The organism is Paraburkholderia hospita (assembly GCF_002902965.1).
Taxonomy (GTDB): Bacteria; Pseudomonadota; Gammaproteobacteria; order Burkholderiales; family Burkholderiaceae; genus Paraburkholderia; species Paraburkholderia hospita.
In genome coordinates this window covers 1,226,726-1,252,592 of sequence record NZ_CP026105.1, presented here as the reverse complement: position 1 = coordinate 1,252,592, position 25,867 = coordinate 1,226,726, and the positions used below count along the sequence as shown (strand labels likewise).

Sequence of the window (25,867 nt, the reverse complement as noted above, 5' to 3'; positions counted from 1 at the left end):
CAACATGGCGACGCGCCTTTCATATGTCCGCGAGGTCGGCCAGCGCTTTGAGGATCGACTTGCCCGCATCGATTGGACGATTGCGGACAGCAATCGCCGTGCCGCGATGGTCATTGCCAACGGCAGGCGAATAAAATCGACCTTCAGATTCCGGGGTTGGAGGCGATTAGAATTTTCCCTCGGAGGTTTTACGAGAGGCGCGCGTGTATCGTTCGAGCGCGTCCCAACTTTACATGGTCCCTTGCATGTCTTACCCGCGGCTCTTGTCCGAACTCGATCTGGGCTTCACGCGCCTGCGCAACCGCGTCGTGATGGGTTCAATGCATACGGGCATGGAGGACCGCTTCTGGCATTACCCGAAGCTCGCCGCGTACTTTCGCGAGCGCGCCAGAGGCGGCGCGGGCCTCATCATCACGGGCGGCATCTCGCCGAATCGCGAAGGCTGGCTGCTGCCGTTCGGCGGCACGCTGAACTCGGTCTTCGATCTGCACAATCACCGCAAGCTGACGAGAGCCGTCCACGAAGAAGGCGGCAAGATCGCGCTGCAGATCCTGCATGCGGGGCGCTACGGTTATCAGCCACTGGTCGTGTCGGCGTCGGCGCTGAAGTCGCCCATCTCGATGTTCAGGCCACGCGCGCTGACACTGGCCGGCATCGCGCGAACCGTGCGCGCGTACGCCCGTTGCGCGCGGCTCGCGCAACGCGCCGGCTACGACGGCGTCGAGATCATGGGCAGCGAAGGTTATCTGCTGAACCAGTTTCTGTGTCCGCGCACGAACCGGCGCGACGATGCCTACGGCGGCAGTCTCGAGAACCGGAAGCGCCTCGCGCGCGAAGTCGTGCAGGCCGTGCGCGCGGCGTGCGGCGAGCGGTTTATCGTCGTGTACCGGTTGTCGCTGATCGATCTCGTCGAAGGCGGCAATACGTGGGATGAAACCGTGCAGATCGCGACAGCGCTCGAAGCGGCGGGCGTCACGATCTTCAACACGGGCGTCGGCTGGCATGAGGCGCGCGTGCCGACCATCGTCACGTCCGTGCCGCGCGCCGCGTTCGCGCCGTTGGCGGCGCGTCTGAAGGCGGCCGTCGGCGTGCCCGTGATCGTCTCGAACCGCATCAATACGCCGGAGGTCGCCGAAGACCTGCTTGCGCAAGGCGCGGGCGATCTGGTGTCGATGGCGCGGCCGCTGCTCGCCGACCCCGAGTTCGTCGTGAAAGCAGCCGAAGGTCGCGCGGATGAAATCAACACCTGCATCGCGTGCAACCAGGCGTGTCTCGATCACACGTTTCAGAATAAACGCGCGACGTGTCTCGTCAACCCGCGCGCGGGGCGCGAGACGGAACTCGTCTACCGCCCGCTCGCTTCGCATCAGCCGCCGCGCGCCGTGGCCGTGGTCGGCGCGGGACCGGCGGGATTGTCGGCGGCGACCGTGGCGGCCGCGCGCGGTCATCGCGTGACGCTGTTCGATGCGGCTGCAACCATCGGCGGCCAGTTCAATCTCGCGATGCGCGTGCCCGGCAAGGAAGAGTTCAGCGAGACGATCCGCTATTTCGGCAGCCAGTTGCGCAGGCACGGCGTCGACGTGCGCCTGGGCACGCGCGTCGATGCGGCGCTGCTGGCGGCCTCCGCGTTCGACGACGTGATCGTCGCCACGGGCATCGTGCCGCGCCGCCCTGCGATTGCCGGTATCGACGGGCCGAATGTGCTGTCGTATGTCGACGTGTTGCGCGGCGCGGAGGTCGGGCGGCGCGTCGCCGTGATCGGCGCGGGCGGCATCGGCTTCGACGTCAGCGAATTCCTGCTGCATCCAGCGGACGAGCCGCTGCCGTTATCGCGCGAAAGTTGGGCGGACGATTGGGGCGTCGATCTGTCCGTCAGCGGGCGCGGTGGCCTCAGTGCGCCGCGTGCCTGCGTGCCCGTGCGCGAGATCTGGCTGCTGCAGCGCAAGGCCGGCAAGCTCGGCGCGGGCCTCGGCAAGACGTCGGGATGGGTGCATCGCGCGGCGCTCGCGCGCAACCAGGTGCGGATGCTCGATGGCGTGACGTATCGGCAGATCACGGAGCGCGGGATGCTGATCGAGCGTGAGGGCAGCGAGCAGTGGCTCGATGTCGATACGATTGTGGTGTGCGCGGGACAGGAGTCGTTGCGCGATCTCTACCCTGCTACACCCCACTCATCCGCTGCGGATGGGCCGCGCTTTCATGTGATCGGCGGAGCGTCGGTGGCGACGGAACTCGACGCGAAACGCGCGATCCGCGAAGGCGCTGAGCTTGCCGCGCGCTTGTAGCCGCCGTTGTAGCTTTATGCACTAGCGTCTTTCAAGCCACGCCGCCGGTAATCGAACCAGAACGACAGCCCGACGCTCGCCAGAATCACGCCCGTCGCGACGACCGTCGCGCGCGTCACCGGCTCGCCGAGCAGCAGCGCGCCCAGCGCGACCGCGACCACCGGGTTCACGTACATGCAGCTGCTGGCGATGATCGGGCTCGTGTGCCGGATCAGAAAACCGTACGCGACATACGCGGCCATCGTGCCGATCAGCATCAGATACAGGAACGCGACGACGGGCAGAAAGTGAATGTCCATCATCCGCTCGCCCGAGACCCACGCGACCAGCGTCGACATCGCGCCGCCGAGGCCGATCTGCAGCGACGTCGACAGAAACAGGTCCGATGGCAGCTTGAGGCGCGACGCCAGATGCGCGCCGCCCGCCCAGAACAGCGCGCCGCACAGAATGGCGAGACTGCCGCCCGCCGAGCCCGAGCTCTGGTCGCCGTGACTGAGAATCCCGATGCCGACCAGCCCCAGACCGACCGCGAACCATTCACCCCTGCCGATCTTGCGTCCGGCGATCGCCGCGATGACCGTGGCGAAAAGCGGCACGGTCGCGACCATCACGGCCGCTGTGCCCGTGCCGACGGTGCGCATCCCGTACGCGAGCATCCCGCTCGACAGTCCAACGAGCATCGTGCCAACCATCCCGGCATTGCGGATTTCCGTGAGGGGCGGCCACGTAGGTTTGCGGCGCATCGCGAAGATGAACAGTCCGACACCCGCGAAGAAATTGCGCAGCCCCGACATCAGCAGCGGCGGAAACGAGCCGAGCGCGACGTGCACGGCCAGATAGGTCGAGCCCCAGACGATATAGACGACGCCGAGCGCAAGCGCGATCTGTCCGCCATGGGATTGCGGAAGGCGAAACGGGAAACGGTCAGGAAAATTCAGCGCCACGTTCAGCCCGCCCGTGCCGGCGATTGCGCCGCGGCCCCGCTGAACACCCACGAACGGGACGGCAGGCGCCGCATCGGCGACGCGGCAGGAAGGGCAAAGCGGGCGGGCATAGCAGTAGAGCGGATGTCGAACGGCAAGGGAGGCACCAGGTCAATGGTGCGAATTGATGGCCTACGCGATGCAGAATGCAACAACAGCAGCCAACGGGCGCGAATCGCTCGCGCCGCCGAGCATTATGCAATATCTGGGCAATCCTCCGGCAAGAGAATCGTAACTTTCGTTGTAAGCGGGATGAAACGTCGAGCGCGGGCAGGAATCGCGCGCCGCCCGCCCGGATTCGCCACAGTCAGTCGTAGCTCACCAGCACCGTCACGGCACGTTCCGTTGGCGCGCCGCCCACGATCGACAGCGTGCCGCCCGCGTGGCCCACGCTGTACTGCGCGCGCGCTGCCAGCGTGACGCGATTCGCGTTGTCGGTGAACCGCGTCTTCAGCGTATGCGGTGCGGCGACGCCCGCGTCCGTATTGATGAGCACCGCGATATGCGCTGCCGGCGAGGTATCCGGTGCGGGCGTGAACGTCACATCGATCGTCGATTCATGCTTCACGCCCAATTTTTCAGTATGGAATCCTTGATAATTGTCCAAAACGTAACTCGCGATATCGTACGGCGGCGCGACGATCGTCCCCTTGAACGTGATGGTCCCTCCCGGCCCAAACGACGCTGCTGCAAGCGCCATCGGCGACCACAGCGCTGCCGCGACGACACTTGCGGCTACCGCCCCGAGCGCCCGACTCGATATTTTCATTGCACGATCCTTTCAAACTGATTTTGTTTAGGCTGACTGATCAATCATCTGCCTCGAGGGGTGTATCGGCTCGGCTCGGGCAAACTTGAATAGAGCCGGTGAATGTTTGCCCGGGGACAAAAAACCTTTCTCCCCAGCATTGATGAGATAACAGCCTGAGTGGGGCGCGAGCCGCACGCCAGCGATGCGATCGCAAGAAAGCCCGATGTAGCGCGGCTTTCCCGCCGGCCATGGCACGCGCAAATCGCGCGAGGCGCCCGCGCATTCCGCCAATTTCAAGACAAGTTGCCAAACCCGGCCCGGCCAGGTTATCGTGTGCGCTGCTAACGCGGGGGTCCTGCGTTGTGCGTCGCCTGAAAGACACCGGGCACCGCACGGCGTGGGTGAGAAATACCCTTTGAACCTGATCTGGATAATGCCAGCGCAGGGAAGCGTTCGGGCTCGCCGCTTCACCTGCCGCACCGTTTCACCCTCCTCGCGCGAACCCGGTCCACTTCCCCTTCGTCTCGTTCTCCTGCGTAGCTGTAACGCCCCACATTTGCATGGAGAGACGCATGAACGCCAACCCAAAATTCATTTCCGCGGACGCGCACGTCGACGAAGCCGCCGTCGCGCCGCTGCCGAACTCGCGCAAGGTCTACGTGACCGGCTCGCAGCCCGATATCCGCGTGCCGATGCGTGAAATCACGCAATCGGATACGCCGACGGGCTTCGGCGGCGAGAAGAATCCGCCCATCTACGTGTACGACACATCCGGCCCGTACACCGATCCCGACGCGAAAATCGACATTCGCGCGGGCCTGCCCGCGCTGCGTCAGGGTTGGATCGAAGCACGCGGCGACACGGAATCGCTGGACGGTCTGTCGAGCGATTACGGCCGCGAGCGCGCCGCCGATCCCGCCACCGCGCAACTGCGTTTTCCCGGCCTGCATCGCACGCCGCGCCGCGCGCAGCCCGGCAAGAACGTCTCGCAGATGCACTACGCGAGGCAAGGGATCATCACGCCGGAAATGGAATACATCGCGATTCGCGAGAACCAGCGCCGCGCCGAGTATCTGGAGAGCCTGAAGACGAGCGGCCCGACGGGCGAAAAGCTCGCCGCGATGATGGGCCGCCAGCATCCCGGCCAGGCGTTCGGCGCCAGCGCGTTCGGCCCGAACGGACTGACGGAAATCACGCCCGAATTCGTGCGCGAGGAAATCGCGCGCGGCCGCGCGATCATCCCGGCGAACATCAATCACCCGGAAAGCGAGCCGATGATCATCGGCCGCAACTTCCTCGTGAAGGTCAACGCGAACATCGGCAATTCGGCCGTGACGTCGTCGATCGGCGAGGAGGTCGACAAGATGACGTGGGCGATCCGCTGGGGCGGCGACACGGTGATGGATCTGTCGACGGGCAAGCACATTCATGAGACGCGTGAATGGATCATCCGCAATTCGCCCGTGCCGATCGGCACGGTGCCGATCTATCAGGCACTCGAAAAGGTCAACGGCAAAGCCGAGGACCTGACGTGGGAAATCTTCCGCGACACGCTCATTGAACAGGCCGAACAGGGCGTCGACTACTTCACGATCCATGCGGGCGTGCGCCTGCAGTACGTGCCGCTCACCGCTAACCGGATGACGGGCATCGTGTCGCGCGGCGGCTCGATCATGGCGAAATGGTGTCTCGCGCATCACAAGGAAAGCTTCCTGTACGAGCACTTCGAAGACATCTGCGAAATCATGAAGGCCTACGACGTGAGCTTCTCGCTCGGCGACGGCCTGCGCCCCGGTTCGATCTACGACGCGAACGACGAAGCGCAGCTGGGCGAACTGAAGACGCTCGGCGAACTCACGCAGATCGCGTGGAAGCACGACGTGCAGGTGATGATCGAAGGTCCGGGCCATGTGCCGATGCAGCTCATCAAGGAGAACATGGACCTGCAGCTGGAATGGTGCGACGAGGCGCCCTTCTACACGCTCGGACCGCTGACGACGGACATCGCGCCCGGCTACGACCACATCACGTCGGGCATCGGCGCGGCGATGATCGGCTGGTTCGGCACGGCGATGCTCTGCTACGTGACGCCGAAGGAGCACCTGGGTCTGCCGAACAAGGACGACGTGAAGACGGGCATCATCACGTACAAGCTCGCCGCCCACGCGGCCGATCTGGCGAAGGGCCATCCGGGCGCGCAGGTGCGCGATAACGCGTTGAGCAAGGCGCGCTTCGAGTTCCGCTGGGAAGACCAGTTCAATATCGGCCTCGATCCCGACAAGGCGCGCGAGTTCCACGACGAAACCTTGCCGAAGGACTCGGCGAAGGTCGCACACTTCTGTTCGATGTGCGGCCCGCACTTTTGCTCGATGAAGATCACGCAGGACGTGCGCGACTACGCGGCGAAGGAAGGCATGAGCGACACCGACGCGCTGAAGAAAGGCATGGAAGTGAAGGCCGTCGAGTTCATCAAGAACGGCGCGGAGATTTATCAGCGGCAGTGAATGTGATCCAACCACGCTTCTAAATGCGAAGCCCGCCTGCAGTCGAGGCGGGCTTTTTTGCGCGCGTTTTTACCGCATCGCGTCGCGTTTGCATGTGCTTTTTACGTCATGCCGTGATTGTTCGACGCGTCGAAACATTTGATTACCAAACCGACACTTTACTGACAAGCCCATACAAACAGAAACGGCACGCGGCGATACCATCGAATCACCAGATCAGGACCGCGATTTGCGAGTCCCGTCGATACGAACATCAGGGAGACGCAATCATGAAAACCTTCCATCGAATCGGTGCGCTGGCTACGGTCATAGCCGTGGTGGCAAGTCTCTCCGCATGCGACGGCATGACCACGCGGCAGCGCGATACGGCAATCGGCGCGGGCGTGGGCGGCGCAGCGGGCGCGGCGATCGGCGGCAACGCGCTGTCGACGCTGGGTGGCGCGGCCGTCGGCGGCGTGATCGGCAATCAGGTCGGCAAGTGACGTAGCGAGCCATTGACTGAAGTGCGAGCGCTCTCATCAAGCGATTCGCGCGCAACATGAAATACGACAAATCGCCGTCGAAGGCGATGCAGGCAAACGGCTTCGAATCCCGCGCCGGCGAGGTTGCAGTCGCGGAAATTCAAAGCCGAAGGGAGATGGGCAAAGTCCGGCGCGCACGTACGCGCCGGACATGTCCTTTCACTGATCGTGCATGAAATACCCCGTTACCACTTTGTGACGTGCGCGTTGAAACGCTGACGTAAGCTCCATAGATAACGCGCGCGAAATGCGCGCCGCGAGATTATGAGGAGCACGTCATGAAACCGCTCGATGCAACGATGCGCGCCGCCAGCGCCGTTGCAGCGCTGGCAATGTCGGGCGTGCTGTCCGGCTGCTACTACTATGGCCCGTACGGCTACTATCCCGGCTACGGGTACTATCCCGGCTACCCCGCTTACCCCACCGTGCCGACGGCGGCAACGCAGCAAGAGATGCCCATCGGACCTGGCTATCCAGCCAGCGGTCCCGCACAAGCCTCCGCTCAGGCGCAATTCGCTATGCCTGGCGACAGCGCGTCCTATCCGGCCGGACCCGCCTACGACCCCACTGTCGCTTACGCCGCCGCGCCTGCGTATTACCCTGTTGCGTATCCCGTCTATCCGTACGGTTACCCCTACTACGGCTGGCCCGGCTGGTGGGGACCGTCGATCTCGCTGAGCTTCGGCTACTGGGGCGGATGCTGCGGCGGCCACTACGGCTACTGGGGGCATCACGGCTATTGGGGCGGCCATGGCTACTGGGGCGGCAACGGACACGGTTCCTGGGGCGGCGGCCACGGCAACTGGAATGGTGGCCATGCTGGCTGGGGCGGCGGACATGGCGGCTGGGGTGGCGGCGGTAACAGCTGGGCAGGCGGCGGCCACGGGCGCTCGCACTGAGCCGTATCGAATGCGGCACGCGTCGAAGCACGCGCGCCCCGTTCCGCGGACACCAACGAACGCTAACGAAACACCAACGAAGCGCCAACGAAGCGCCAACGAAAGCCCACGCTACGATTCAGCACCCACTTCTATTCCCGCAACAACCTTCTTCGTTTTCCCTGCTTGACTGGAATCGCCAGCGCTCTATGCTGGCGGTTGCCTGTGCAACATCTGTTTAATTGCGTGATCCGACGTCGCGCGTTCCCCAGCTTTCCCCACTCCGCGCTACGCCGCTTTCATCCGTCCAGCCCTGCCGCTTCGCCGCGTCGGTGCAGTCCTCGCGTCGAATCGAAAAACAATGATGGAGACGTGATGTTCCACCAGTTTCTGACTCCTATCGGCAATTCGCTGTTGCCATCGTTTCTCGTTGCTGCATTGCCCATTTTCGTCGTGCTCGTGTTGCTCGGCTGGGCGCGTCGCCCGGCGTGGCAGGCGTCGCTGGCCGGTCTCGTCGTCGGGTTGCTGATTGCGATCGTCGGCTGGCACTTTCCCGTCGGCCTCGCGCTCGATTCCGTCGCGGCGGGCGCGGTGTTCGCCTGCTGGCCCGTGATGTGGATCGTCGTCACGGCGATCCTGCTCTACAACATCGCGCAGTACTCGGGCCGCTTCGCCGCCTTCCGCATGTGGATGATCGACAATCTGCCGAACGACCGGCGCATCGTGCTCGTCGTGATCGGCTTTTCGTTCGGCGCGCTGTTCGAAGGCATTTCGGGCTTCGGCACGCCGATCGCGATCACCAGTTCGCTGCTGATCCTGCTGGGCTTCCCGCCACTCGAAGCGCTAACCTTCACCCTGATCTTCAACACGGCGCCCGTCGCGTTCGGCGCGCTGGGTGTGCCGATTACGGTGCTCGGCGCAGTCACGCACCTGCCCACCGACGCGCTCGCCAAAATGGTCGGCCGCCAGTTGCCGTTCTTCGCGTTGGCGCTGCCGTTCTACGTGATCGGCGTGTACGCGGGCTTTCGCAACATGCTGCGGGTGTGGCCCGTGCTGCTGGTGTCGGGCGGCAGCTTCGCGCTGACGCAGTTCGTCACGTCGAACTTCATCAACTACAGCCTGACGGACGTGCTGTCGTCGCTAGTTTCGCTGATCCTGACAATTGCCTTCCTGCGCGTCTGGCGCCCCGCCGCCGATCCCGCCTTCGCCATCAACGTCGATCGCGTGAACGAGACGCGCGGCAAGATCACGGGCGCGCAGGGCTGGTATCCGTGGCTGATCGTGTCGGCTGTCGTGATCATCTGGACGATCTCGAAGATCTTCATGATCGGCGACGTGAAAGTGCCGTGGCCGGGTCTCGACAAGGCTGTCTTCATCACGCTGTACAACGCGCCGTATGGCGCGATCTGGGACTTCCAGCCGCTCGCGACAGGCACCGCGATTCTCGTCGCGGCGCTCATCACGGCGTTCGTCGTCAAGCTGAAACCCGGTGACTTCGGCCGCGCGATCGCCGATACGTGGGTGCAGACGCGCATCGCCATCCTGACGGTGGCGACCATCGTGGGCCTCGCATACCTGATGAACTATTCGGGCATGAACTACACGCTGGGTCTCGGCGTGGCGTCCGTGGGCGCGTTCTTCCCGCTGGTGTCGGCGTTCCTCGGTTGGGTCGCCGTGTTCCTGTCGGGCAGCGATACGTCGGGCAACGCGCTGTTCGGCAATCTGCAGGTGGTCGCAGCGAATCAACTGAACCTGAACCCGGTACTGATGGCCGCGACCAACTCGTCGGGCGGCGTGATGGGCAAGATGATCTCGCCGCAAAACATTTCCACAGGCGTCGCGACGACTAATCTCAAAGGCAAGGAAGGCTTCGTGTTCGCGAAGACTTTCAAGCATTCGATCCTGCTGACCGTCCTGCTCGGCATTCTCGTGTGGCTGCAGCAGAACGTGCTGCAATGGATGATTCCGCATTGACGCCTGATCGTTGCCAGAGCGGGCGCGACACGCTTCGCGCCCGCGCGCCCGCCTGATAGCGCCAATCCTGACGGGCGAATTGTCGATTCTTGCTGTTTCATCCCATCGTGAAACGACGCGCGTAATCCCGGTGTTAGCATGCGTACGCATCGCGACTCAACTGCGCGCGATACCTTCACGATGAATCCAGTCAACATCCTCCAGCTTCTCATCCTCGCGGCCCTCTGGGGCGCGTCGTTCCTGTTCATCCGCGTCGGCGTGAGCGACTTCGGAGTCGCGCCGCTGATGGCGCTGCGTGTCGGCATCGGCGCGCTGTTTCTGCTGGTCGTGCTCGTCGCGCGGCGCCCGTTGCGCGAGTCGGCGGCGACGTTGCGCACGCGCGCGCTGCCGTTGCTCGTGGTCGGCATTCTCAATTCTGCCGCGCCGTTCTGTCTGTTCGCGTATGCGGAGATCACGCTGTCGGCGGGCGTCACCTCCGTGATCAACGCGACGACGCCGCTGTGGGGTGCAGTCGTCGCCTTCGTGTGGCTCAAGGACCGTCTGAGCGTGCTGCGTACTATCGGTCTCGCGATCGGTTTCGCGGGCGTGCTGATGCTCGTCTGGGATCAGATCGCCACGCCGAGCGGCACCAACATCTCGCCCGCGACGACGGCGCTCGCGGCGGCCGCCGCGCTCGGCGCGACGCTACTGTACGGCATCGCCGCCAGCTATACGAAGAAGCATCTGACGGGCGTCGACGCGCTCACGGTCGCGACGGGCACGATGATCGGCGCGACGATCGTGGTATTGCCGCTGGCCGTGGCGACGTGGCCCGCGGTCGCGCCGTCCGTGAAGGCATGGGGCTCGGTGATCGCACTGGGCGTCGCGTGCACGGGCATCGCCTATATGCTGTTCTTCCATCTGATCGCCGTCGCCGGTCCCGCGCGTGCGATCACCGTGACGTTCGTGATCCCCATCTTCGGCATCCTGTGGGGTGCGATGTTTCTCGGCGAGCACGTGTCGATGGGCATGATCGAGGGCTGCGCGGTGATTCTCATCGGCACCGCGCTCGCGACGGGCGTAGTCAAGCGCATTCCAGGCTTCGGCGGACACCGGGCGAGCGAGCGCTGCTGATTCGCCGGTCTGCCCTTCGCTGCACCTGCTGGTAACGGCGGCGACGGCGGCGACGGCGGCCGCACAAAAAAAATGGCCCGCGCTCCAACCATGGAGCGCGGGCGAAACCGCCGCCCTACGAGGATAGGCAACGCGGCCACTGAGACGGACGCTGCGAGACGCCCGTCCATATCCGGCGATAAGCACATCGATCCGCAACGGGCGCAAAGCCTGGGCAGGTTCACGGTCAAACTTCCCGCAAATCCAGACCGCATCAGGCTTTTCGACCCATTTCGTCAAGCTCGGGACAGTTAAGAGCAGCTACCGCGCCAATCACGCGCGTCGCGTGTTATTCACGCAAGTGCTTGCTTTGGTGTGGAGAATCGAAAGTGAGGGCGCTGCGGGCCGCCGTGTGTGGCGCGCGTTACGGCGTAACGTCACGTTACGCGCGGGCCGCGACACGAGCGCGGGGCCTGCGTGGATCATGCTCGATGGAGTTTGCAGAGTCCGTGAAGTCCGCGCCGCGCTGCGCGAAACTTCGAAGGTGGAACGACAGCGCCGCGCCGCACATCACAGCGAGCACGATCAGGCTCACAACCCACATCCAGTACGGTATGACGTCGAACATGGCCGGTCTCTTCCGATGGTTGGCCTGATCGACGTCTGAGCAAAACGCATGCACGTGTGCTTCGCTTCCACTAGAGGCAGTCGCCGAAGCGGAACGCGTCGGCAATAAAAAAACCCGCGTGACGACGTCCGTCACGCGGGTTTTTTTGTCTTTGGCCGCCTGAAGCGCGGCCTTTGGCGTCAATGCAACTGATCAACCATCAGCGACATGATCTGCTTCGCTTGCGGCGACGAATCGACGTCGCCCTTGTCGTCGACGACGGCAACACGCGTCTGGTTCGGCGTCACGGCGCGCACGTTCACGCGATACTGCTTGGCGACCTTTTCCTTGCGGCCGTGGAACACCTGGTTCCAGAAGCCCTGCTCAGCCGACGTCATGTCCTTCGGATCGACATAGCGGACAAAGTAGATGCCGCGCGTGAGATCGCGGTCGTCGACGGTGAAATTGCTGCGGTCGAGTGCGAGACCGACGCGCAGCCACGCGCGGTCATACGGCTCGCCCAGCGTCAGTTCCGTCGACGAGAGCTGCGCCGACGTATCCTCCGACCTGACATCCGGCGTCGACGGCTGCGCAGCCAGCGCGACATTCTGTGCAGCCGTTGCGGCCGCTGCCGACTTCGCGCCGCTTGTCGCTGCGTTCGGCGGCGTTTGCGAGCCGGCGGGCGAGGCATCTGCGGGTGCCGTCGCGCTGGCCGTACGCGTGCCCGTGTCGTTCTTGGCGAGCGTCGCCATCAGGCGCTTCAGGTATTCGGTTTCGAGCCCGGGATCATTCGGCTTCGGTTCCCACTTGCTCGTGTCGTTGTTCACGCCGCTGAGCGCTTCGCGCAGGCCCTTCTGGCTGATGAACACATAGGTGCCGCCGTTCGGCGCCGCTTCCAGACGCGTGCGGTACTTGTTGCGCTCGGCCGTCACGTACGAGTTGCCCATCGCCTTCGACAGCGTGCTGCGGATCAGGCCGTCGTTGATGGACGGATGCGTTTCGTTCCAGTCCGTCTCCATCACGCCCTTGTCGCGCTGGTCAACGACGAGCAGAAAGCCCTGTTCCTGCCAGAAACGGCGGATTTGCGGCCACGCCTTGTCCGGGCCCTGATTGTCGAGCACGAGCCAGCTTTCCGTGCCGTCGCGCTGGATATGCATGCCGCTGACGGCGGGTGCGACAACTGCCGCGGTCGGCGCATCGCTTTGCACCTGCTGCAACGTGGACAGCGACGTCTGACCGCTTTGCGGCGGCAGCGAACGCTGGTCTGCGGTTTCCTCGAGCATGTTCGGCGGAACAGCGAGTGACACTTCCTTCGATTTCGAGTCGCTCTTGTAGTCGATCTTGTTCGGCGACGACGTGCCGCAGCCGGCGACCAGACCGCCTGCCATCAGCAATGCTGCAAACCGCTTGGTAAGACGAAGTTCAGTCATGTTCCAGGAATCCTTCCTATAAGCCACGGAAGCCACGGCAAGTCCGTGGACTAACCCATCATTTTACCGGCCCGGCGACACGAAGTGCAAAAAGCGCGGCTTACCGCGCGTCATTTTGCTTTCAATCGAGGCCTGATTGACCCGTCCGCTTGCTGTGTCGGGTGTTCGAATTGCGAACTTCCGCGTCGGCCGCCCCCGCGCCGCAAAAAAACCGCACGCATCATCTCACAATGAACCGGGAAGTCTGCATTTTGGACCGGTTTTCGGCTCGATATTTAACATTCCGACACAGTGTTTTGGGCGGCGGAAACGATCAATCGCCTTGCTCTATGTCATTGATTTCCATGAACTAAATGTGCGTGGTCGGGGTGTCGCATTTTGAGAGACGCACGTGACGTTTCTGCGGTCGCAAATCTCATCTCAAAACCCCGGTGCTATCTTGAATTAACGATCTCAAAAACAAGCCCGACGGGCCCGAGGGAGTTGCCACATGTCATTCATCCGTACTCATCCGGCGACCGCCATCGCTACATCCGTCGTGTTCGCGCTGTGCGCGAACACACTCGCTGCCGGCGACGCGCGCGCCCAGCTCGGCGGCACGATGCCCGCGTCCCAGGTCACCGGCAACCCGACACAGCGCGTATTGCCGGGCAGCGCGGTGCGGGTGCGTTCGACCGTCGATGCAGGTGGCACGACCATCAACGAGTACGCAACTGGCGACGGTTTGATCTTCGCCTACGCGTGGCAAGGCCCGACCATGCCGGACCTCACGCGAATGCTGGGCCCGTATGCGGAGCGGTATCGCGCGAAGGCAGCGGAAGTGTTCGACGCGACGGGACATCTTCATGCATCCCGCGTCGAGCAACCGGACGTCATCGTTGAATCGGGTGGACAGATGCGCAGTTATGTCGGTCGGGCGTGGCTTCCGGCTGCCCTTCCAGCCGACGTTTCGCTCGCCGATCTGCGTTGACGGGATTTCCCATGAACAAGGTACTGATGGGTGCAGTTCGCTTTGCGCAGGCCACGATCGTTACGCTCGCCACACTGGTCACATTAGCGGGATGCGGTGGCGGCGGTTCCAGCACGACGAACGCCGCCGGCAATTCGCCCCAGTCAACACCCGCTTCGCCTGGCGCAACGGCCAGCAGCACACCATCGGCCAGCGCGCCCGCAACCGCACCCGTCGCGACAGTGCCGCAATCGACGACCCCAAACGTTCATCCGGTGGTCGTTACGTCGACGCCCACGCAGACCCGCAACATGCTCACGACGAGCGTGACGGTATGCGTGCCGGGCACGTCGAATTGCGTGACGATCGACAACGTGCAGGTCGATACGGGTTCGCAGGGCCTGCGCGTGCTCGCCTCACAATTGCCGGCGAGCCTCGAGCTGCCCGCCGTGCCCGCCACACCGCCTGCGGGCACGGCAAACACGCTCAACGGGGAATGCAGCGTATTCGGCACGGGCTTTACCTGGGGCGCCGTACGCTCCGCCGATGTCCGCATGGCCAGCCAGCTCGCGCCCGGCATCGCGATCCAGGTGATTGCCGATCCTTCCGTCCCGACGGTGCCGTCCGATTGCGCCGCTTCAGGCTTGCCAATGATGACGCCCAGCGCGCTGCGCGTGAACGGCATTCTCGGCGTCGGCCTGTTTTCCGCCGATTGCGGCGGAGGCTGTATCACGTCGGCCTTGCCTCGCTGGTATTACGCGTGCGACCCGGCGGGCTCGTGCACATCGACCAGGCAGCCCCTTGCTCAACAGGTGGCCAACCCCATCAGCCAGTTTGCGCTCGACAACAACGGCATCGTACTCGACCTGCCCGCCGTGGGTCCGGACGGCGCGGCGACGTTGAATGGATCGATGATCTTCGGCATCGGCACGCAGGCCAACAACACGCTCGGCAACGCGACTGTGCTGAAGGCCAACACGACGAGTGGCTATGTAACGACCTCCCTCAACGGACAACCGTATTCACAAAGCTTTTTCGACAGCGGTTCGAACGGCCTGTTCTTCCCGAGCACGACGCTCGCGCGTTGTGGTTTCTGGTGGTGCCCCGCGTCGGCGCAATCGCTGACGGCAACGGTGACGGGCACCAACGGTGCATTGGCTTCACCGGCATTTTCGATTGCCAACGCGCAAACGCTGTTCGCCACCCAAAACTATGCGTTCAATAACCTTGGCGGCCCCTCGAACGCGTTCGACTGGGGGCTGCCGTTCTTCTTCGGAAGGCGCGTCTACACCGCGATCGAATCGCGCCTGACTTCCGCCGGCAAGGGACCGTTTTACGCGTTTTGAACCTGCCGCTCATGCGCGGTTAATGAACGGTCGTAACGCGATGTCTGGCACGGGTGCAGAAGGAACGGACACCCGCGCCAGCTCACCGCAGTCAGTTGCCGAGCACGATGCCGATACCCGCACGCACAATCGTGCTGTTGCTGCCCGACGACGCTACGCCCGCATTGAGATTGATCGTCCCCTTCTCGTTCCAGCGCGACACGCCTAGCCCGAATGCCGCCTGGCCGCGATAGCCGGCGACACCGGCATTGAGCGTCGTGCGCCCGGGCAGATAGGGCGTAACGATCTGCAAGGCAGAAGCGGATGCAATGCCCTTTCGCGTGCTTCGGTCGAGATCGTTGATCGACTGGTAAGTCTGATCGACAGCTGCATTCAACTGGTTCAGGTTGACGGCATCCGTGCCATGCGTGCCGGGCGCGACATTGACGATCTGCCGCTCGCTGCCCGCCTGACCGACCGACACGGTATTCGCCCGATCCGCAACCGAGCCCGCGCCGAGCGCAACCGAACCGCTGGCAGTGGCCTGGCTACCCGCGCCGAACGCCGAAGCGTTTGCGCCATTGACGACGGCCTGTGCGCCTACGGCCGTCGCGGCGGCAGCATTGGACTGCGCGCCGCCGCCGATCGCAGTCGCCTGATCGCCATTCGCGACCGCGGCTGCGCCTACCGCCGTAGCATGGGTACCTGTCGCGGACGCAGCTTCCGTCGTGGCGTCTCCATTCGCGCTCACGAATGGCGTGGACGCCGTTTGCACGTTGATGACCCGGTTCATTGCGTCGTTCAACTGACTGAGGTTGATGGCGTCGCCAGCAAGCACGCCATCGGCCAGATTGTGAATGACGGTGCCGCCCGCCACGCCTTGCCCGAGGGTCACGCTCGCGTAATCGACCTGGCCGTCCGGGTTGTCATAGACCACCGCGCTCGCCATATGGCCATTGCCGTCAACCAGCCCCGCCTGCTTCAACTGGGCGACGTTGACTGCGTCGGTGTCGGCCGTACCCGCGGCGACATGCGTGATCTGCCGCTCGTTACCCGCCGATCCCACCGACACCGAATTGGCGCGATCAGCCACCGCGTTCGAACCGAGCGCGACCGAATTCGAAAACGCCGCCTGCGCGCCGCCGCCGATCGCGACCGACTCCACGCCTGTTGCCAGCGAGTCGGCAAGTGTCGAACTGGCGTGGAAGTAGTGCGGTTCGACGCCATTGTTGATCACGTTGCCGAGTGCGATGTTGAGGTCGTTGATCGCGCTGGCGTTGGTCGTGACCCGGGTATCGAGATTGCCGAGTGCGTCGCCAACATTGCGAAACACGCTGCCGCCGACGCGATAGGTCGGCGCCACGACCGTTCCATCGGGCGACACCGACGCGCCGCCGCCTAACGCCGACGCGACACTTGCGCTCAGCCCATACAGTTGACTACCGTTGATCGCGTCGTGGCTGGCAGCATCGACTGCGCCGTTGGCCACGTTGGCGACCCGCACGGGCGCACTTGCTGTCACGCCGCCCAGCGTGACGGAGTCATGCGCGGACGAGTCATACGTCACGGCATCCGCCAAACCTGACGACACAGCGTCCCGCAACTGACTGACGTTGACCGCGTCCGTGTTGGCCGTGCCTGCTGCGACGTTGACGATCTGGCGTTGCAGCGTCGCATTGCCCACCGACACCGTGTTCGCCCGATCGGCCTTCGCGTTCGCGCCCAACGCGACAGCGCCGTCTACGAGGACAAGGCTGTTCGATCCCAGCGCCAGACTGTCTGCCGCGTTCGAACCGGTAAAGGCGTTGAAGCCAAAGGCGAGCGAGCGCTGCCCCGTCGCGATCGAAAACGAACCGAGCCCGAGTGAATCACTGCCGTCCGCCGCCGCCATATAGCCGATCGACACCGCCCGGTCCGCATTGAAGCCTGTCGACGCGCCATATCCGATCACCGCCGAGTTCACAGCCAATGCAGCCGACAGCGAGCCGATCGCAGTCGATCCGGTGCGCGCCGCGCCCGCCCCTGCTCCGACGGCCAGCGCATTGTCGCCCCACGCATTCGCGGACGGCCCGATGGCCATTGTGTTCAGGGTGTTCGCTGCCGTGGTGGGCGCGCCCGTCATTACGTTGTTGCTCACCGCGATGTAGTCGGTGACGGAAGCAGCGCGCACCGCCTGCGGCGTCCCTGCCATCGTGCCCACACTGATCGCGACGGCCATGCCGGCATACCCGCGACGGGCGAAACGCCCATTCGCGCGGCGACTCGGCGAAGAAGCCGGCTCACGTCCAACACCTGTTCCACGTTGCAAATTGCTCATCCAAAACCTTGGTACGGTTACAACCTCTCTCCCCAGAATGCAGCAACGCGCGGGGCGTGGCGCATTCACTTCGCATACCGAACCAATATGGTCACAGTATTCGAAACACGATTGCACCTACGCATCCGCAAGGATGCCTCCTACGTACCGTCACTTCTTCGATGTCGGTTACGACAGGCAAATCCTACGGAGACGGTTCATCCGTCAATACAAGAAAACTCCCAAAGTCGGAATTCTTCGATCAGCGGAGCGACCCACGTCGAGCGGCCATGCAAGCCGCACGAAGCGAACCCGACGATAAGCAAAGGAAAACCCGTGCCGAAAGCGCGCGAGCGGGCCGGACGAAAACCGGCGAGAAGGAATTCGGGCTACGCGCCCTGATGGCAATGGAATCGTGCCGCGCTACGAGCCGCCGCCCGCCAGCACCTGTTCGAGCGCCATTGAACGTGCGGCTTCCTCGGCTTCTTCAGGGGTGTCGAACACGCTGCCCGACACATGGACCTGATGCCATTCGGGTTTGTCGGCGGCGTCGCGGAAGATGCGAAAGCGCGCGCAGTAGCCGCGCGGCGTGACGGGCACTACGTCGATATCGACGGATGCGCCTTCAATCTGATGTCTGACGAAGCCGTCCATGCTGCCCTCCTGACATCTGCATTGCACGCGGAAATCCTAGCATGACAGGAGTGCGTGCGTTGCAGCATGGCGACGTGTGGCGCAAACGCCGCCTGTATCACTCGTCGGAGTGCGTTTCGTCGTCCGGCGATGTGGCTTTCACGAGGCGTGCCGGCGCCAGCCAGCGGAACGCGCTCTGCTGGCCGTTCGCGTCGTACGTGCACTCCGCTGCGGCGGCCACCGCTGTTGTTGGCGGCTGGGTCTTTGCGATCGCGGCCATGAGGGGCGCGAGCAACCCGGCTTCGATGATATTGGTGTTGGGCGGCTTCGCGACGGCGGCTTCCGACGCCGTCTGCGGATGCTCGAGCGTGCCTTCGACGACCACGCGGCTGCCATGAATGCCCGAACCCGCGTGCGTAACCTTCAGCGTGTCGCTGCCGGAAAGCTCGCTCGCCGACTGCCGCATCGTCTGCTCGCATGCGCTCGTGTTTTTGTACACGGCCGCGCAGCCCGCGGACAAAGCGGCGGCAACCATGCAGCAGGCGATAACAGGAGTGCGGGTCTTCATCGATCTTCCATCATTCGGGGCGACGGCCATTGTAGCGTAGCTGTCCGCCCCGAGCATGAAGCGCGGGCGCCAGAAAGAAACAAGGGCGCCTGAGGCGCCCTTGCAACGATGCACGACAGACAGCGTTCAGTCTTCCCAGCTATCCGGCAGGCTTTGCGTGAGCGTCGACACGAAGTTCGCGGTTTCCGGCTGCGCCGGGCGCGTGAAGATGTCGCGCGAACGGCCCTGCTCGACGATCGCGCCGTTGCTCAGAAACACGACATTGCGCGCAATCGATGCCGCGAGCCGCAGGTCGTGCGTCGCCATCAGCATCGTCATGCCTTCCTTCGCGAGCTGGCGCAGCACTTCGACCACTTCGGCGGCGAGGCCCGGATCGAGCGCGGAGGTCGGCTCGTCGCACAGCAGCACTTCCGGCGAAGGCGCAAGCGCCCGCGCAATCGCGACGCGCTGCTGCTGACCGCCCGACAGCGTGACAGGCCATGCATCGGCCTTGTGCGCGATGCCGACCTTCTCCAGCAATTCGAGCGAGCGCACCCGCGCGCGTTCGCGGTCCCACTTCTGCACGGTGAGGAGCCCTTCCATCACGTTCTCGATCACCGTGCGATGCGGGAACAGCTGGAAGTTCTGGAACACCATACCCGTACGGCGGCGCATCGCGAGCACCGCTTCCTTCGACGGCTTCTCCGTGCGGCTGAACTGAATGCGCTGGTCGCCGAGTTCGAGCGAGCCGGCTTCGGGAATTTCGAGCAGGTTCACGCAGCGCAGCAGCGTACTTTTGCCGCTGCCCGACGGCCCGATCAGCGCCGTCACGTTACCTTGCGCGAGCGCGAGATCGACGCTGTTCAGCACGCGATGATCGCCGAAATACTTTTCGATTTTTTCGAGGCGGATCATCGTTCAGTTACCCGACGTGAAAAGCGCGTGACGGCCGAAGCGGCGTTCGAGGCGCACCTGCGCGGACGACAGCACCGAGCTGAACACCAGATAGATCAGCGCGGCTTCCGTATAGAGGATCAGCGGCTCGTAAGTCACCGACGCAATACGCTGCGCGGCCTGGAAAATTTCCGGCACGGTCAGCACGGCGGCCAGCGACGTGTCCTTCACGAGCGCGATAAACGAGTTCGACAGCGGCGGCAGCGCCACGCGCGCCGCCTGCGGCAGGATCGCGCGGCGCAGCGCCTGGCCGCGCGTCATGCCCATCGAGTACGCGGCTTCCCACTGCCCTTTCGGGATCGACTCGATCACGCCGCGTATCACTTCCGAGTTATACGCGCCGACGTTCAGCGAGAAGCCGATGATGGCTGCCGTCAGCGGATCGAGCACGATCCCGACATTCGGCAAGCCATAGAAGATGACGAACAGCTGGACCAGCAGCGGCGAGCCACGAAACAGCCACACATAGAAGCGCACGATCGCTACCGACCAGCCCGGCCCGAACAGCCGGACCAGCGCCACGATGAACGCGAGCGCGATCCCGATCGCAAACGACACGAGCGTCAACGGCACGGTGAACACGAGGCCGGCATACAGCAGCGGCCACAGCGATTCACCCATCAGGTGCAACCATGCAGGCATGATTCAGACTCGCCTTGTCGCTTACTTGGAAACGTCTTTGCCGAAGTACTTTTCGGAGATCTTCGCGTACGTGCCGTCCGCCTTGATCTCTGCCAGCGCCTTGTTGATGGCGGCCTGCAGTTCAGGATTGCCCTTGCGGATCAGGACGGCCGAGTGGTCCGAGCTGTCCGAGGAGGTATCGATGGCGGCGATCTTCACCTTCGCATCCGGCTTGTGCTTCTTGAAGTCGAGGAACGACAGCGAGTCGTTGACGGTCGCGTCGACGCGGCCCGACGTCAGCAGATCGATCGATTCGTTGAAGCCCTGCACGGGGATCACTTCCGCGCCGTGCGCGGCAGCGATCTTGCCGAAGTTGCTGGTCAGCGTGTTGGCCGACTTCTTGCCCTTCAGGTCGTCGAAGTTCTTGATCGTGGTGTTGTTCGAGGCCACGATCAGCGCGGCGTGCGACACGATGTACGGGTCCGAGAAGTCGTACTTCTGCTTGCGCGCGTCGGTCACGGCCACTTCGTTGATCACCGCGTCGTAGCGGTTCGCGTCGAGACCGGCGATCAGGCCGTCCCACTTGCCTTCGATGAACTCTGCCTTCACACCCAGCTTGGCCGCGATCGCGCGGGCAATATCGACGTCGAACCCCGTCAGCTGGTTCGACGAGTCGTGGTACGTGAACGGCGCATAGGTGCCTTCCGTGCCTACCTTGAAGGCGCCGGCGGACTTGATCTTCGCGAGGTCGTCAGCGGCGAATGCGGCCGTCGCCGTTGCGACTTGCAACAGGCCGATCAGCAGAAGGGATCGAATCGACTTCATAGAGTGTGCTCCGAGGTTCGTTTTGTCCGGTTTTGCGTGTTGTCTGCAGGAACACCCGTCCGGCAGCGTGGGCGGACTGTAGCAAACGGTCCTTATTTCCACAACGCATTTGAAGGCTTATTCATATGCCGAGACGGAATAAACCGGACTGATTTCTTGGGGTTGAGCAATGCGCAAGTATAGGGTGGCAGGCCAAACCCCTGCAGACTTTGGGGCCTTGCTAATGCCAGCATGTCGCCTGCAGCGAGGCGCGAAAGCATACCCGAAAACGAAAATGGCCGCTCCCGCTGCAAAAATGCGGGGCGGCCGCGCGTGCTGCACCGCGACGAAACGGGTGCGGCAAGCCGTTAGCGCTCGACGGGATGCGGCTCCTTCAGCTTGTTCGCGACCCGCACGGCGTCGTAGTAGGCGGCGTTCGGCGGACGTTTAAGATACTGCCCCGCGCCGCGTTGCGCGCGCAGATCGCCGTCGGCCCATGCATGCGCGCCGCGCGTGAACGTGTGCATCGCGACGCCCTGCACCGTCATCCCTTCGAACACGTTGAAGTCGACCTTCTGATGATGCGTCTTCACCGAGATCGTCTTCGTCGCGGTCGGGTCCCAGACGACGAGATCCGCGTCCGCGCCGACCTGCACCGCGCCCTTACGCGGATACAGGTTGAAAATCTGCGCGGCGTTCGCCGACGTGATGCGCACGAACTCGTTTGGCGTGATGCGCCCTTTGTTCACACCCTCATGCCACAACACCGACATCCGGTCTTCGACACCGCCGCAGCCGTTCGGAATCTTCGTGAAGTCCTCGCGGCCCATCGCCTTCTGCGACGCGCAGAATACGCAGTGGTCGGTGGCCGTCGTGTGCAACTGGCCCGATTGCAGCCCGCGCCATAACGCCTCGCGATGCTCGCTCGTGCGGAACGGCGGGCTCATCACGTGCGCGGCGGCGCGCGTCCAGTCGGGATCGCGATACACCGATTCGTCGATCACCAGATGCCCCGGCAGCACTTCGCCGAACACGCGTTGCCCTTCGTTGCGTGCGCGAGAAATCGCTTCGACCGCTTCTTTCGACGAGACGTGCACGATGTACACCGGCACGCCCAACACCTGCGCAATGCGGATCGCGCGATTCGCAGCCTCCCCTTCCACTTCGGGCGGACGCGACAACGGATGCGCCTCCGGTCCCTTGAAGCCCTTCGCGAGCAACTGTTTCTGCAACTGGAATACAAGCTCGCCGTTCTCCGCGTGCACGGTCGGCAGCGCGCCGAGTTCGAGCGAACGCGAGAAGCTGTTCACGAGGACTTCATCGTCGGCCATGATCGCGTTCTTGTAGGCCATGAAGTGCTTGAAGCTCGACACGCCATGCTCGTGCACCAGCGTGCCCATGTCGCGATACACGGAGTCGTCCCACCATGTCACGGCCACATGAAAGCCGTAATCTGACGATGCTTTCTCGGCCCAGCCGCGCCATTCCTTGAACGCATCCATCAGCGGCTGCTTCGGGCTGGGAATCACGAAGTCGATGATGCTCGTCGTGCCGCCCGACAAGCCCGCCGCCGTGCCCGTATAAAAGTCGTCGCTGGCCGTCGTGCCCATGAACGGCAATTCCATGTGCGTGTGCGGATCGATGCCGCCCGGCATCACGTACTGATCGTGCGCATCGACGATGTTCGCGCCCGCGGGCGGATCGATCGTGCGTTCGATCTGCAGGATCGTGCCGCCGTCCTGCGGATCTGCGATCAGCACGTCGGCTCTGTGCGTGCGGTCCGAATCGATTACCGTGCCGCCGCGAATCAGGGTTGTCATCGGGTGCCTCCTCTATTAATTCATCAGAACCGCGCTTCTCACGCGCTCGCCATGCTCGCGCCAGGACTGCGGCGCATCTTCATCCACGTGCCGTACACGATGGATGCGAGCGCCAGTCCCACGAACCATGCATACGTGTAAAGCGTATTGAAGAACGCGGGCACATTCGGAAACGATGCGGGAAACGCGGTATGCAGAAAGCCCGGCAGATTCGGCAGCACGCCAATCACCAGCGCCACGACAGCGGCGATGTTCCATCCGCCCGTGTAGCTGTATTCGCCGTTCTCGTCGAACAGTTCGCGCTGGTCGAGCCGCGTGCCGCGAATGAAGAAGTAATCGACCATCAGAATGCCCGCAACAGGCCCGAGCAATGCCGAATAACCAACGAGCCACGTGAAGATGTAGCCCTGCGTGGTCGCGAGAATCTTCCACGGCATCATCACGATGGCGATAGTCGCGGTAATCATCCCGCCCGCGCGATACGAAATACCCTTGGGCCACAGGCTCGAAAAGTCATACGCGGGGCCGACCAGGTTCGCCGCGAGATTGCAGCACATCGTATCGAGCGTGAGGATGATGAGCGCGACGCCGACGCCGATGCCCGTCATGCGGCTGGTCAGATCGATAGGGTCCCAGATCGCCTTGCCGTAGATCACGACCGTCGCCGACGTGACGACAACCGAGATCACAGACAGCAACGCCATCGGCACGGGCAGCCCAATCGACTGGCCGACGATCTGGTCGCGCTGCGTCTTCGCAAAGCGCGTGAAGTCGGGAATGTTGAGCGCAAGCGTCGCCCAGAAACCGACCATCGCCGTGAGACTCGGCCAGAACGTGAGCCAGAAAAGCCCTTCTTTCTTGCCGCCCGGCGCGAATTGCGAAGGGGCCGACAGCATCGAGCCGACGCCGCCCGCTTTCGACGTCGCCCACCACACCAGTGCGATGCACATCACGACCTTGATGGGCGCCGACCAGCTTTCCAGCCAGCGGATCGAATCGGTGCCATGCACGATGAAGTAGATCTGCAGGGCCCAGAACGCGAGAAAGCACGCGAGCTGCGCGATCGAAATGTCGAGAAACGGCAGCGCCGCGCCGTGCAGCGCGTTGCCCGTCAGGATGTTGAGCAGCGTATAGATCGCGCTGCCGCCGAGCCACGTCTGGATGCCGTACCAGCCACACGCGACGATCGCCCGCAGCATCGCGGGCAGTTTCGCGCCCTGCGTGCCGAACGACGATCTCACCAGCACCGCGTACGGAATGCCGTGCTTCGCGCCCGCATGCCCGATCAGCAGCATCGGCACCAGTACGATCAGGTTGCCGAGCAATACCGTCAGCACAGCCTGCCACGGCGACATGCCCTCTTCTGTCAAACCGGCCGCGAGCATGTACGACGCGATGTTCATCACCATGCCGACCCAAAGCGCGGCGAAGTGATACCACCTCCACGTGCGCTGCGCGGGGCCCGTCGGCGCGAGGTCTTCGTTGTATAGACTGCTGCCGGCGTGAGTCGTATCGGCGGATTGCGCTGTCTGCTTCATCGATGGATCTCCACTTGATCGCTCGTTGATTGTTGAAGTTCAGGCCGCTTTTACCGCGTGTTCCTGTGCGTGCGTTGTGTCAGCTGCGTCCGCAACGACTCGCGCCGGATTGTTCGGATGCGTGGTCCAGTTCGCGTACTCGCCGCTATCAACGCGCTCCATCGTGATGCATTGCTCGACGGGACACACATGCATGCAAAGATTGCACCCGACGCACTCCGCATCGACCACTTCGAAATGACGCTTGCCGTCCTTCTCACGCGTGATCGCCTGATGCGATGTGTCTTCGCAAGCGATGTGACAGAGGCCGCACTGGATGCACTTGTCCTGATCGATGCGGGCCTTGATGTCGTACTTCATGTTCAGATACTTCCAGTCCGTGACGTTCGGCACCGCACGGCCGCGAATGTCGTCGAGCGTCGCGTAGCCTTTTTCGTCCATCCAGTTCGACAGGCCGTCCGCGAGATCGGAGACGATGCGAAAGCCGTAGTGCATGGCGGCCGTACACACCTGCACGCTGCCAGCGCCGAGCACCATGAACTCGGCCGCGTCGCGCCACGTAGAAATACCGCCGATGCCGGAGATCGGCAGGCCCGGGGTCTCTGAATCGCGCGCGATTTCAGCGACCATGTTCAACGCGATCGGCTTCACGGCCGGGCCGCAGTAGCCGCCGTGCGTGCCCTTGCCGTCGACCGTCGGCATCGGCGCCATCTGGTCGAGATCGACGGCGACGATCGAGTTGATCGTGTTGATCAGCGACACGCCATCCGCGCCGCCTTTGTAGGCCGCGCGCGAGCCCATACGGATGTCGCTGATGTTCGGCGTGAGCTTCACGAGGCACGGCAGTTTCGTGCCTTCCTTCACCCAGCGCGTGACCATCTCGATGTACTCGGGCACCTGGCCGACAGCGGAACCCATGCCGCGCTCGCTCATTCCGTGCGGACAGCCGAAGTTGAGTTCGACGGCATCGGCGCCCGTGTCTTCGACGAGCGGGAGAATCCATTTCCAGTCGCGCTCGTTGCACGGCACCATCAGCGAGACGATCATCGCGCGGTCGGGCCAGTCACGCTTGACCTCTTTGATTTCGCGCAGATTGACCTCGAGCGGCCGGTCGGTGATCAGCTCGATGTTATTCAGGCCCGCCATGCGCTGGCCGTTCCATTGCACCGCGCCGTAACGCGAGCTGACGTTGACCACGTGCGGGTCGAGCCCGAGCGTCTTCCATACGACGCCGCCCCAGCCCGCTTCGAACGCGCGGTTCACGTTATAGGCTTTGTCCGTTGGAGGCGCGGACGCGAGCCAGAAAGGATTCGGCGAAGTGATGCCGGCAATTGTGCAGCGAAGATCAGCCATGT

At 63.5% G+C, this 25,867-nt stretch carries 21 protein-coding genes; 8 read left to right on the top strand and 13 right to left on the bottom strand.

Going from position 1 to position 25,867, the window contains the following annotated elements; genetic code table 11:
• The first annotated feature begins 245 nt into the window (after positions 1–245).
• Positions 246–2,285 (top strand): NADPH-dependent 2,4-dienoyl-CoA reductase, encoded by a 2,040-nt coding sequence (locus tag C2L64_RS05565; protein WP_090835447.1) that lies wholly within the window; start codon positions 246–248, stop codon positions 2,283–2,285.
• A 14-nt stretch (positions 2,286–2,299) separates the two neighbouring features.
• Here C2L64_RS05565 and C2L64_RS05560 read toward each other — a convergent pair whose 3' ends face one another.
• Together C2L64_RS05560 and C2L64_RS05555 are read right to left on the bottom strand one after the other, a co-directional pair.
• Positions 2,300–3,229: an EamA family transporter gene (locus tag C2L64_RS05560; protein WP_176133812.1), complete on the bottom strand. Its 930-nt coding sequence runs from the start codon at positions 3,227–3,229 to the stop codon at positions 2,300–2,302.
• Positions 3,230–3,575: 346 nt separating this feature from the next.
• Positions 3,576–4,037, bottom strand: coding sequence for a hypothetical protein (locus C2L64_RS05555; protein ID WP_079484833.1), 462 nt, complete (start codon positions 4,035–4,037; stop codon positions 3,576–3,578).
• Between the two features lie 554 nt (positions 4,038–4,591).
• Here C2L64_RS05555 and thiC point away from each other — a divergent pair.
• From thiC to C2L64_RS05530, 5 genes are all read left to right on the top strand, one after another.
• Positions 4,592–6,523: a phosphomethylpyrimidine synthase ThiC gene (thiC, locus tag C2L64_RS05550; RefSeq protein WP_090835444.1), complete on the top strand. Its 1,932-nt coding sequence runs from the start codon at positions 4,592–4,594 to the stop codon at positions 6,521–6,523.
• Between the two features lie 269 nt (positions 6,524–6,792).
• Complete coding sequence (locus tag C2L64_RS05545) at positions 6,793–7,005, top strand: glycine zipper 2TM domain-containing protein (protein ID WP_079484831.1); 213 nt, start codon at positions 6,793–6,795, stop codon at positions 7,003–7,005.
• Positions 7,006–7,322: 317 nt separating this feature from the next.
• Positions 7,323–7,943 carry a hypothetical protein gene (locus tag C2L64_RS05540; RefSeq protein WP_090835442.1) on the top strand — a complete coding sequence of 207 codons (621 nt, stop codon included), beginning with the start codon at positions 7,323–7,325 and terminating at the stop codon, positions 7,941–7,943.
• A gap of 354 nt (positions 7,944–8,297) precedes the next feature.
• Positions 8,298–9,896, top strand: coding sequence for an L-lactate permease (locus tag C2L64_RS05535; protein ID WP_090835440.1), 1,599 nt, complete (start codon positions 8,298–8,300; stop codon positions 9,894–9,896).
• A 138-nt stretch (positions 9,897–10,034) separates the two neighbouring features.
• The gene (locus tag C2L64_RS05530; protein WP_079484825.1) at positions 10,035–11,009 is read left to right on the top strand and encodes a DMT family transporter; all 975 of its coding nucleotides are present in this window, start codon (positions 10,035–10,037) and stop codon (positions 11,007–11,009) included.
• Positions 11,010–11,430: 421 nt separating this feature from the next.
• Here C2L64_RS05530 and C2L64_RS05525 read toward each other — a convergent pair whose 3' ends face one another.
• A complete protein-coding gene (locus C2L64_RS05525) occupies positions 11,431–11,616 on the bottom strand; it encodes a hypothetical protein (RefSeq protein WP_090835439.1) in 186 nt (61 codons plus the stop codon).
• A 179-nt stretch (positions 11,617–11,795) separates the two neighbouring features.
• Positions 11,796–13,025, bottom strand: coding sequence for an outer membrane protein assembly factor BamC (gene bamC / locus C2L64_RS05520; RefSeq protein WP_086910109.1), 1,230 nt, complete (start codon positions 13,023–13,025; stop codon positions 11,796–11,798).
• Positions 13,026–13,515: 490 nt separating this feature from the next.
• Between bamC and C2L64_RS05515 the strand changes: the two genes are divergently transcribed.
• Entirely contained in the window at positions 13,516–13,995 is a 480-nt protein-coding gene (locus C2L64_RS05515; protein WP_090835436.1) for a DUF2844 domain-containing protein, read from the top strand.
• A gap of 11 nt (positions 13,996–14,006) precedes the next feature.
• On the top strand, positions 14,007–15,320 hold the full coding sequence (locus C2L64_RS05510) for a DUF3443 domain-containing protein (protein WP_090835434.1): 1,314 nt from the start codon (positions 14,007–14,009) through the stop codon (positions 15,318–15,320).
• Positions 15,321–15,411: 91 nt separating this feature from the next.
• Here C2L64_RS05510 and C2L64_RS05505 read toward each other — a convergent pair whose 3' ends face one another.
• The 9 genes from C2L64_RS05505 to preA all read right to left on the bottom strand — a co-directional run bounded on the left by C2L64_RS05505 (position 15,412) and on the right by preA (position 25,865).
• Positions 15,412–17,517, bottom strand: coding sequence for a YadA family autotransporter adhesin (locus C2L64_RS05505; RefSeq protein ID WP_090835432.1), 2,106 nt, complete (start codon positions 17,515–17,517; stop codon positions 15,412–15,414).
• A gap of 501 nt (positions 17,518–18,018) precedes the next feature.
• Complete coding sequence (locus C2L64_RS05500) at positions 18,019–18,249, bottom strand: hypothetical protein (protein WP_007585520.1); 231 nt, start codon at positions 18,247–18,249, stop codon at positions 18,019–18,021.
• Between the two features lie 97 nt (positions 18,250–18,346).
• A complete protein-coding gene (locus C2L64_RS05495; RefSeq protein ID WP_079499919.1) occupies positions 18,347–18,796 on the bottom strand; it encodes a hypothetical protein in 450 nt (149 codons plus the stop codon).
• Between the two features lie 126 nt (positions 18,797–18,922).
• A complete protein-coding gene (locus C2L64_RS05490) occupies positions 18,923–19,690 on the bottom strand; it encodes an amino acid ABC transporter ATP-binding protein (protein WP_090835430.1) in 768 nt (255 codons plus the stop codon).
• 3 nt (positions 19,691–19,693) lie between these two features.
• Positions 19,694–20,371 carry an amino acid ABC transporter permease gene (locus C2L64_RS05485; RefSeq protein WP_007585514.1) on the bottom strand — a complete coding sequence of 226 codons (678 nt, stop codon included), beginning with the start codon at positions 20,369–20,371 and terminating at the stop codon, positions 19,694–19,696.
• Between the two features lie 21 nt (positions 20,372–20,392).
• Complete coding sequence (locus tag C2L64_RS05480; RefSeq protein ID WP_090835428.1) at positions 20,393–21,175, bottom strand: amino acid ABC transporter substrate-binding protein; 783 nt, start codon at positions 21,173–21,175, stop codon at positions 20,393–20,395.
• Positions 21,176–21,522: 347 nt separating this feature from the next.
• Entirely contained in the window at positions 21,523–22,974 is a 1,452-nt protein-coding gene (gene hydA / locus C2L64_RS05475; protein ID WP_079499921.1) for a dihydropyrimidinase, read from the bottom strand.
• A gap of 38 nt (positions 22,975–23,012) precedes the next feature.
• On the bottom strand, positions 23,013–24,512 hold the full coding sequence (locus C2L64_RS05470) for an NCS1 family nucleobase:cation symporter-1 (protein ID WP_090835425.1): 1,500 nt from the start codon (positions 24,510–24,512) through the stop codon (positions 23,013–23,015).
• Positions 24,513–24,551: 39 nt separating this feature from the next.
• Positions 24,552–25,865: an NAD-dependent dihydropyrimidine dehydrogenase subunit PreA gene (gene preA, locus C2L64_RS05465; protein WP_007585505.1), complete on the bottom strand. Its 1,314-nt coding sequence runs from the start codon at positions 25,863–25,865 to the stop codon at positions 24,552–24,554.
• Positions 25,866–25,867 lie beyond the last annotated feature (2 nt).

Excerpts from the sequence above, each read along its gene's own strand:
- C2L64_RS05565 (WP_090835447.1), top strand. The coding sequence starts at position 246 with ATGTCTTACCCGCGGCTCTTGTCCGAACTCGATCTGGGCTTCACGCGC.
- C2L64_RS05555 (WP_079484833.1), bottom strand. The coding sequence starts at position 4,037 with ATGAAAATATCGAGTCGGGCGCTCGGGGCGGTAGCCGCAAGTGTCGTC.
- thiC (WP_090835444.1), top strand. The coding sequence starts at position 4,592 with ATGAACGCCAACCCAAAATTCATTTCCGCGGACGCGCACGTCGACGAA.
- C2L64_RS05545 (WP_079484831.1), top strand. The coding sequence starts at position 6,793 with ATGAAAACCTTCCATCGAATCGGTGCGCTGGCTACGGTCATAGCCGTG.
- C2L64_RS05540 (WP_090835442.1), top strand. The coding sequence starts at position 7,323 with ATGAAACCGCTCGATGCAACGATGCGCGCCGCCAGCGCCGTTGCAGCG.
- C2L64_RS05535 (WP_090835440.1), top strand. The coding sequence starts at position 8,298 with ATGTTCCACCAGTTTCTGACTCCTATCGGCAATTCGCTGTTGCCATCG.
- C2L64_RS05530 (WP_079484825.1), top strand. The coding sequence starts at position 10,035 with ATGCGTACGCATCGCGACTCAACTGCGCGCGATACCTTCACGATGAAT.
- C2L64_RS05525 (WP_090835439.1), bottom strand. The coding sequence starts at position 11,616 with ATGTTCGACGTCATACCGTACTGGATGTGGGTTGTGAGCCTGATCGTG.
- bamC (WP_086910109.1), bottom strand. The coding sequence starts at position 13,025 with ATGACTGAACTTCGTCTTACCAAGCGGTTTGCAGCATTGCTGATGGCA.
- C2L64_RS05515 (WP_090835436.1), top strand. The coding sequence starts at position 13,516 with ATGTCATTCATCCGTACTCATCCGGCGACCGCCATCGCTACATCCGTC.
- C2L64_RS05510 (WP_090835434.1), top strand. The coding sequence starts at position 14,007 with ATGAACAAGGTACTGATGGGTGCAGTTCGCTTTGCGCAGGCCACGATC.
- C2L64_RS05505 (WP_090835432.1), bottom strand. The coding sequence starts at position 17,517 with ATGGCCGTCGCGATCAGTGTGGGCACGATGGCAGGGACGCCGCAGGCG.
- C2L64_RS05500 (WP_007585520.1), bottom strand. The coding sequence starts at position 18,249 with ATGGACGGCTTCGTCAGACATCAGATTGAAGGCGCATCCGTCGATATC.
- C2L64_RS05495 (WP_079499919.1), bottom strand. The coding sequence starts at position 18,796 with ATGAAGACCCGCACTCCTGTTATCGCCTGCTGCATGGTTGCCGCCGCT.
- C2L64_RS05490 (WP_090835430.1), bottom strand. The coding sequence starts at position 19,690 with ATGATCCGCCTCGAAAAAATCGAAAAGTATTTCGGCGATCATCGCGTG.
- C2L64_RS05485 (WP_007585514.1), bottom strand. The coding sequence starts at position 20,371 with ATGCCTGCATGGTTGCACCTGATGGGTGAATCGCTGTGGCCGCTGCTG.
- C2L64_RS05480 (WP_090835428.1), bottom strand. The coding sequence starts at position 21,175 with ATGAAGTCGATTCGATCCCTTCTGCTGATCGGCCTGTTGCAAGTCGCA.
- hydA (WP_079499921.1), bottom strand. The coding sequence starts at position 22,974 with ATGACAACCCTGATTCGCGGCGGCACGGTAATCGATTCGGACCGCACG.
- C2L64_RS05470 (WP_090835425.1), bottom strand. The coding sequence starts at position 24,512 with ATGAAGCAGACAGCGCAATCCGCCGATACGACTCACGCCGGCAGCAGT.
- preA (WP_007585505.1), bottom strand. The coding sequence starts at position 25,865 with ATGGCTGATCTTCGCTGCACAATTGCCGGCATCACTTCGCCGAATCCT.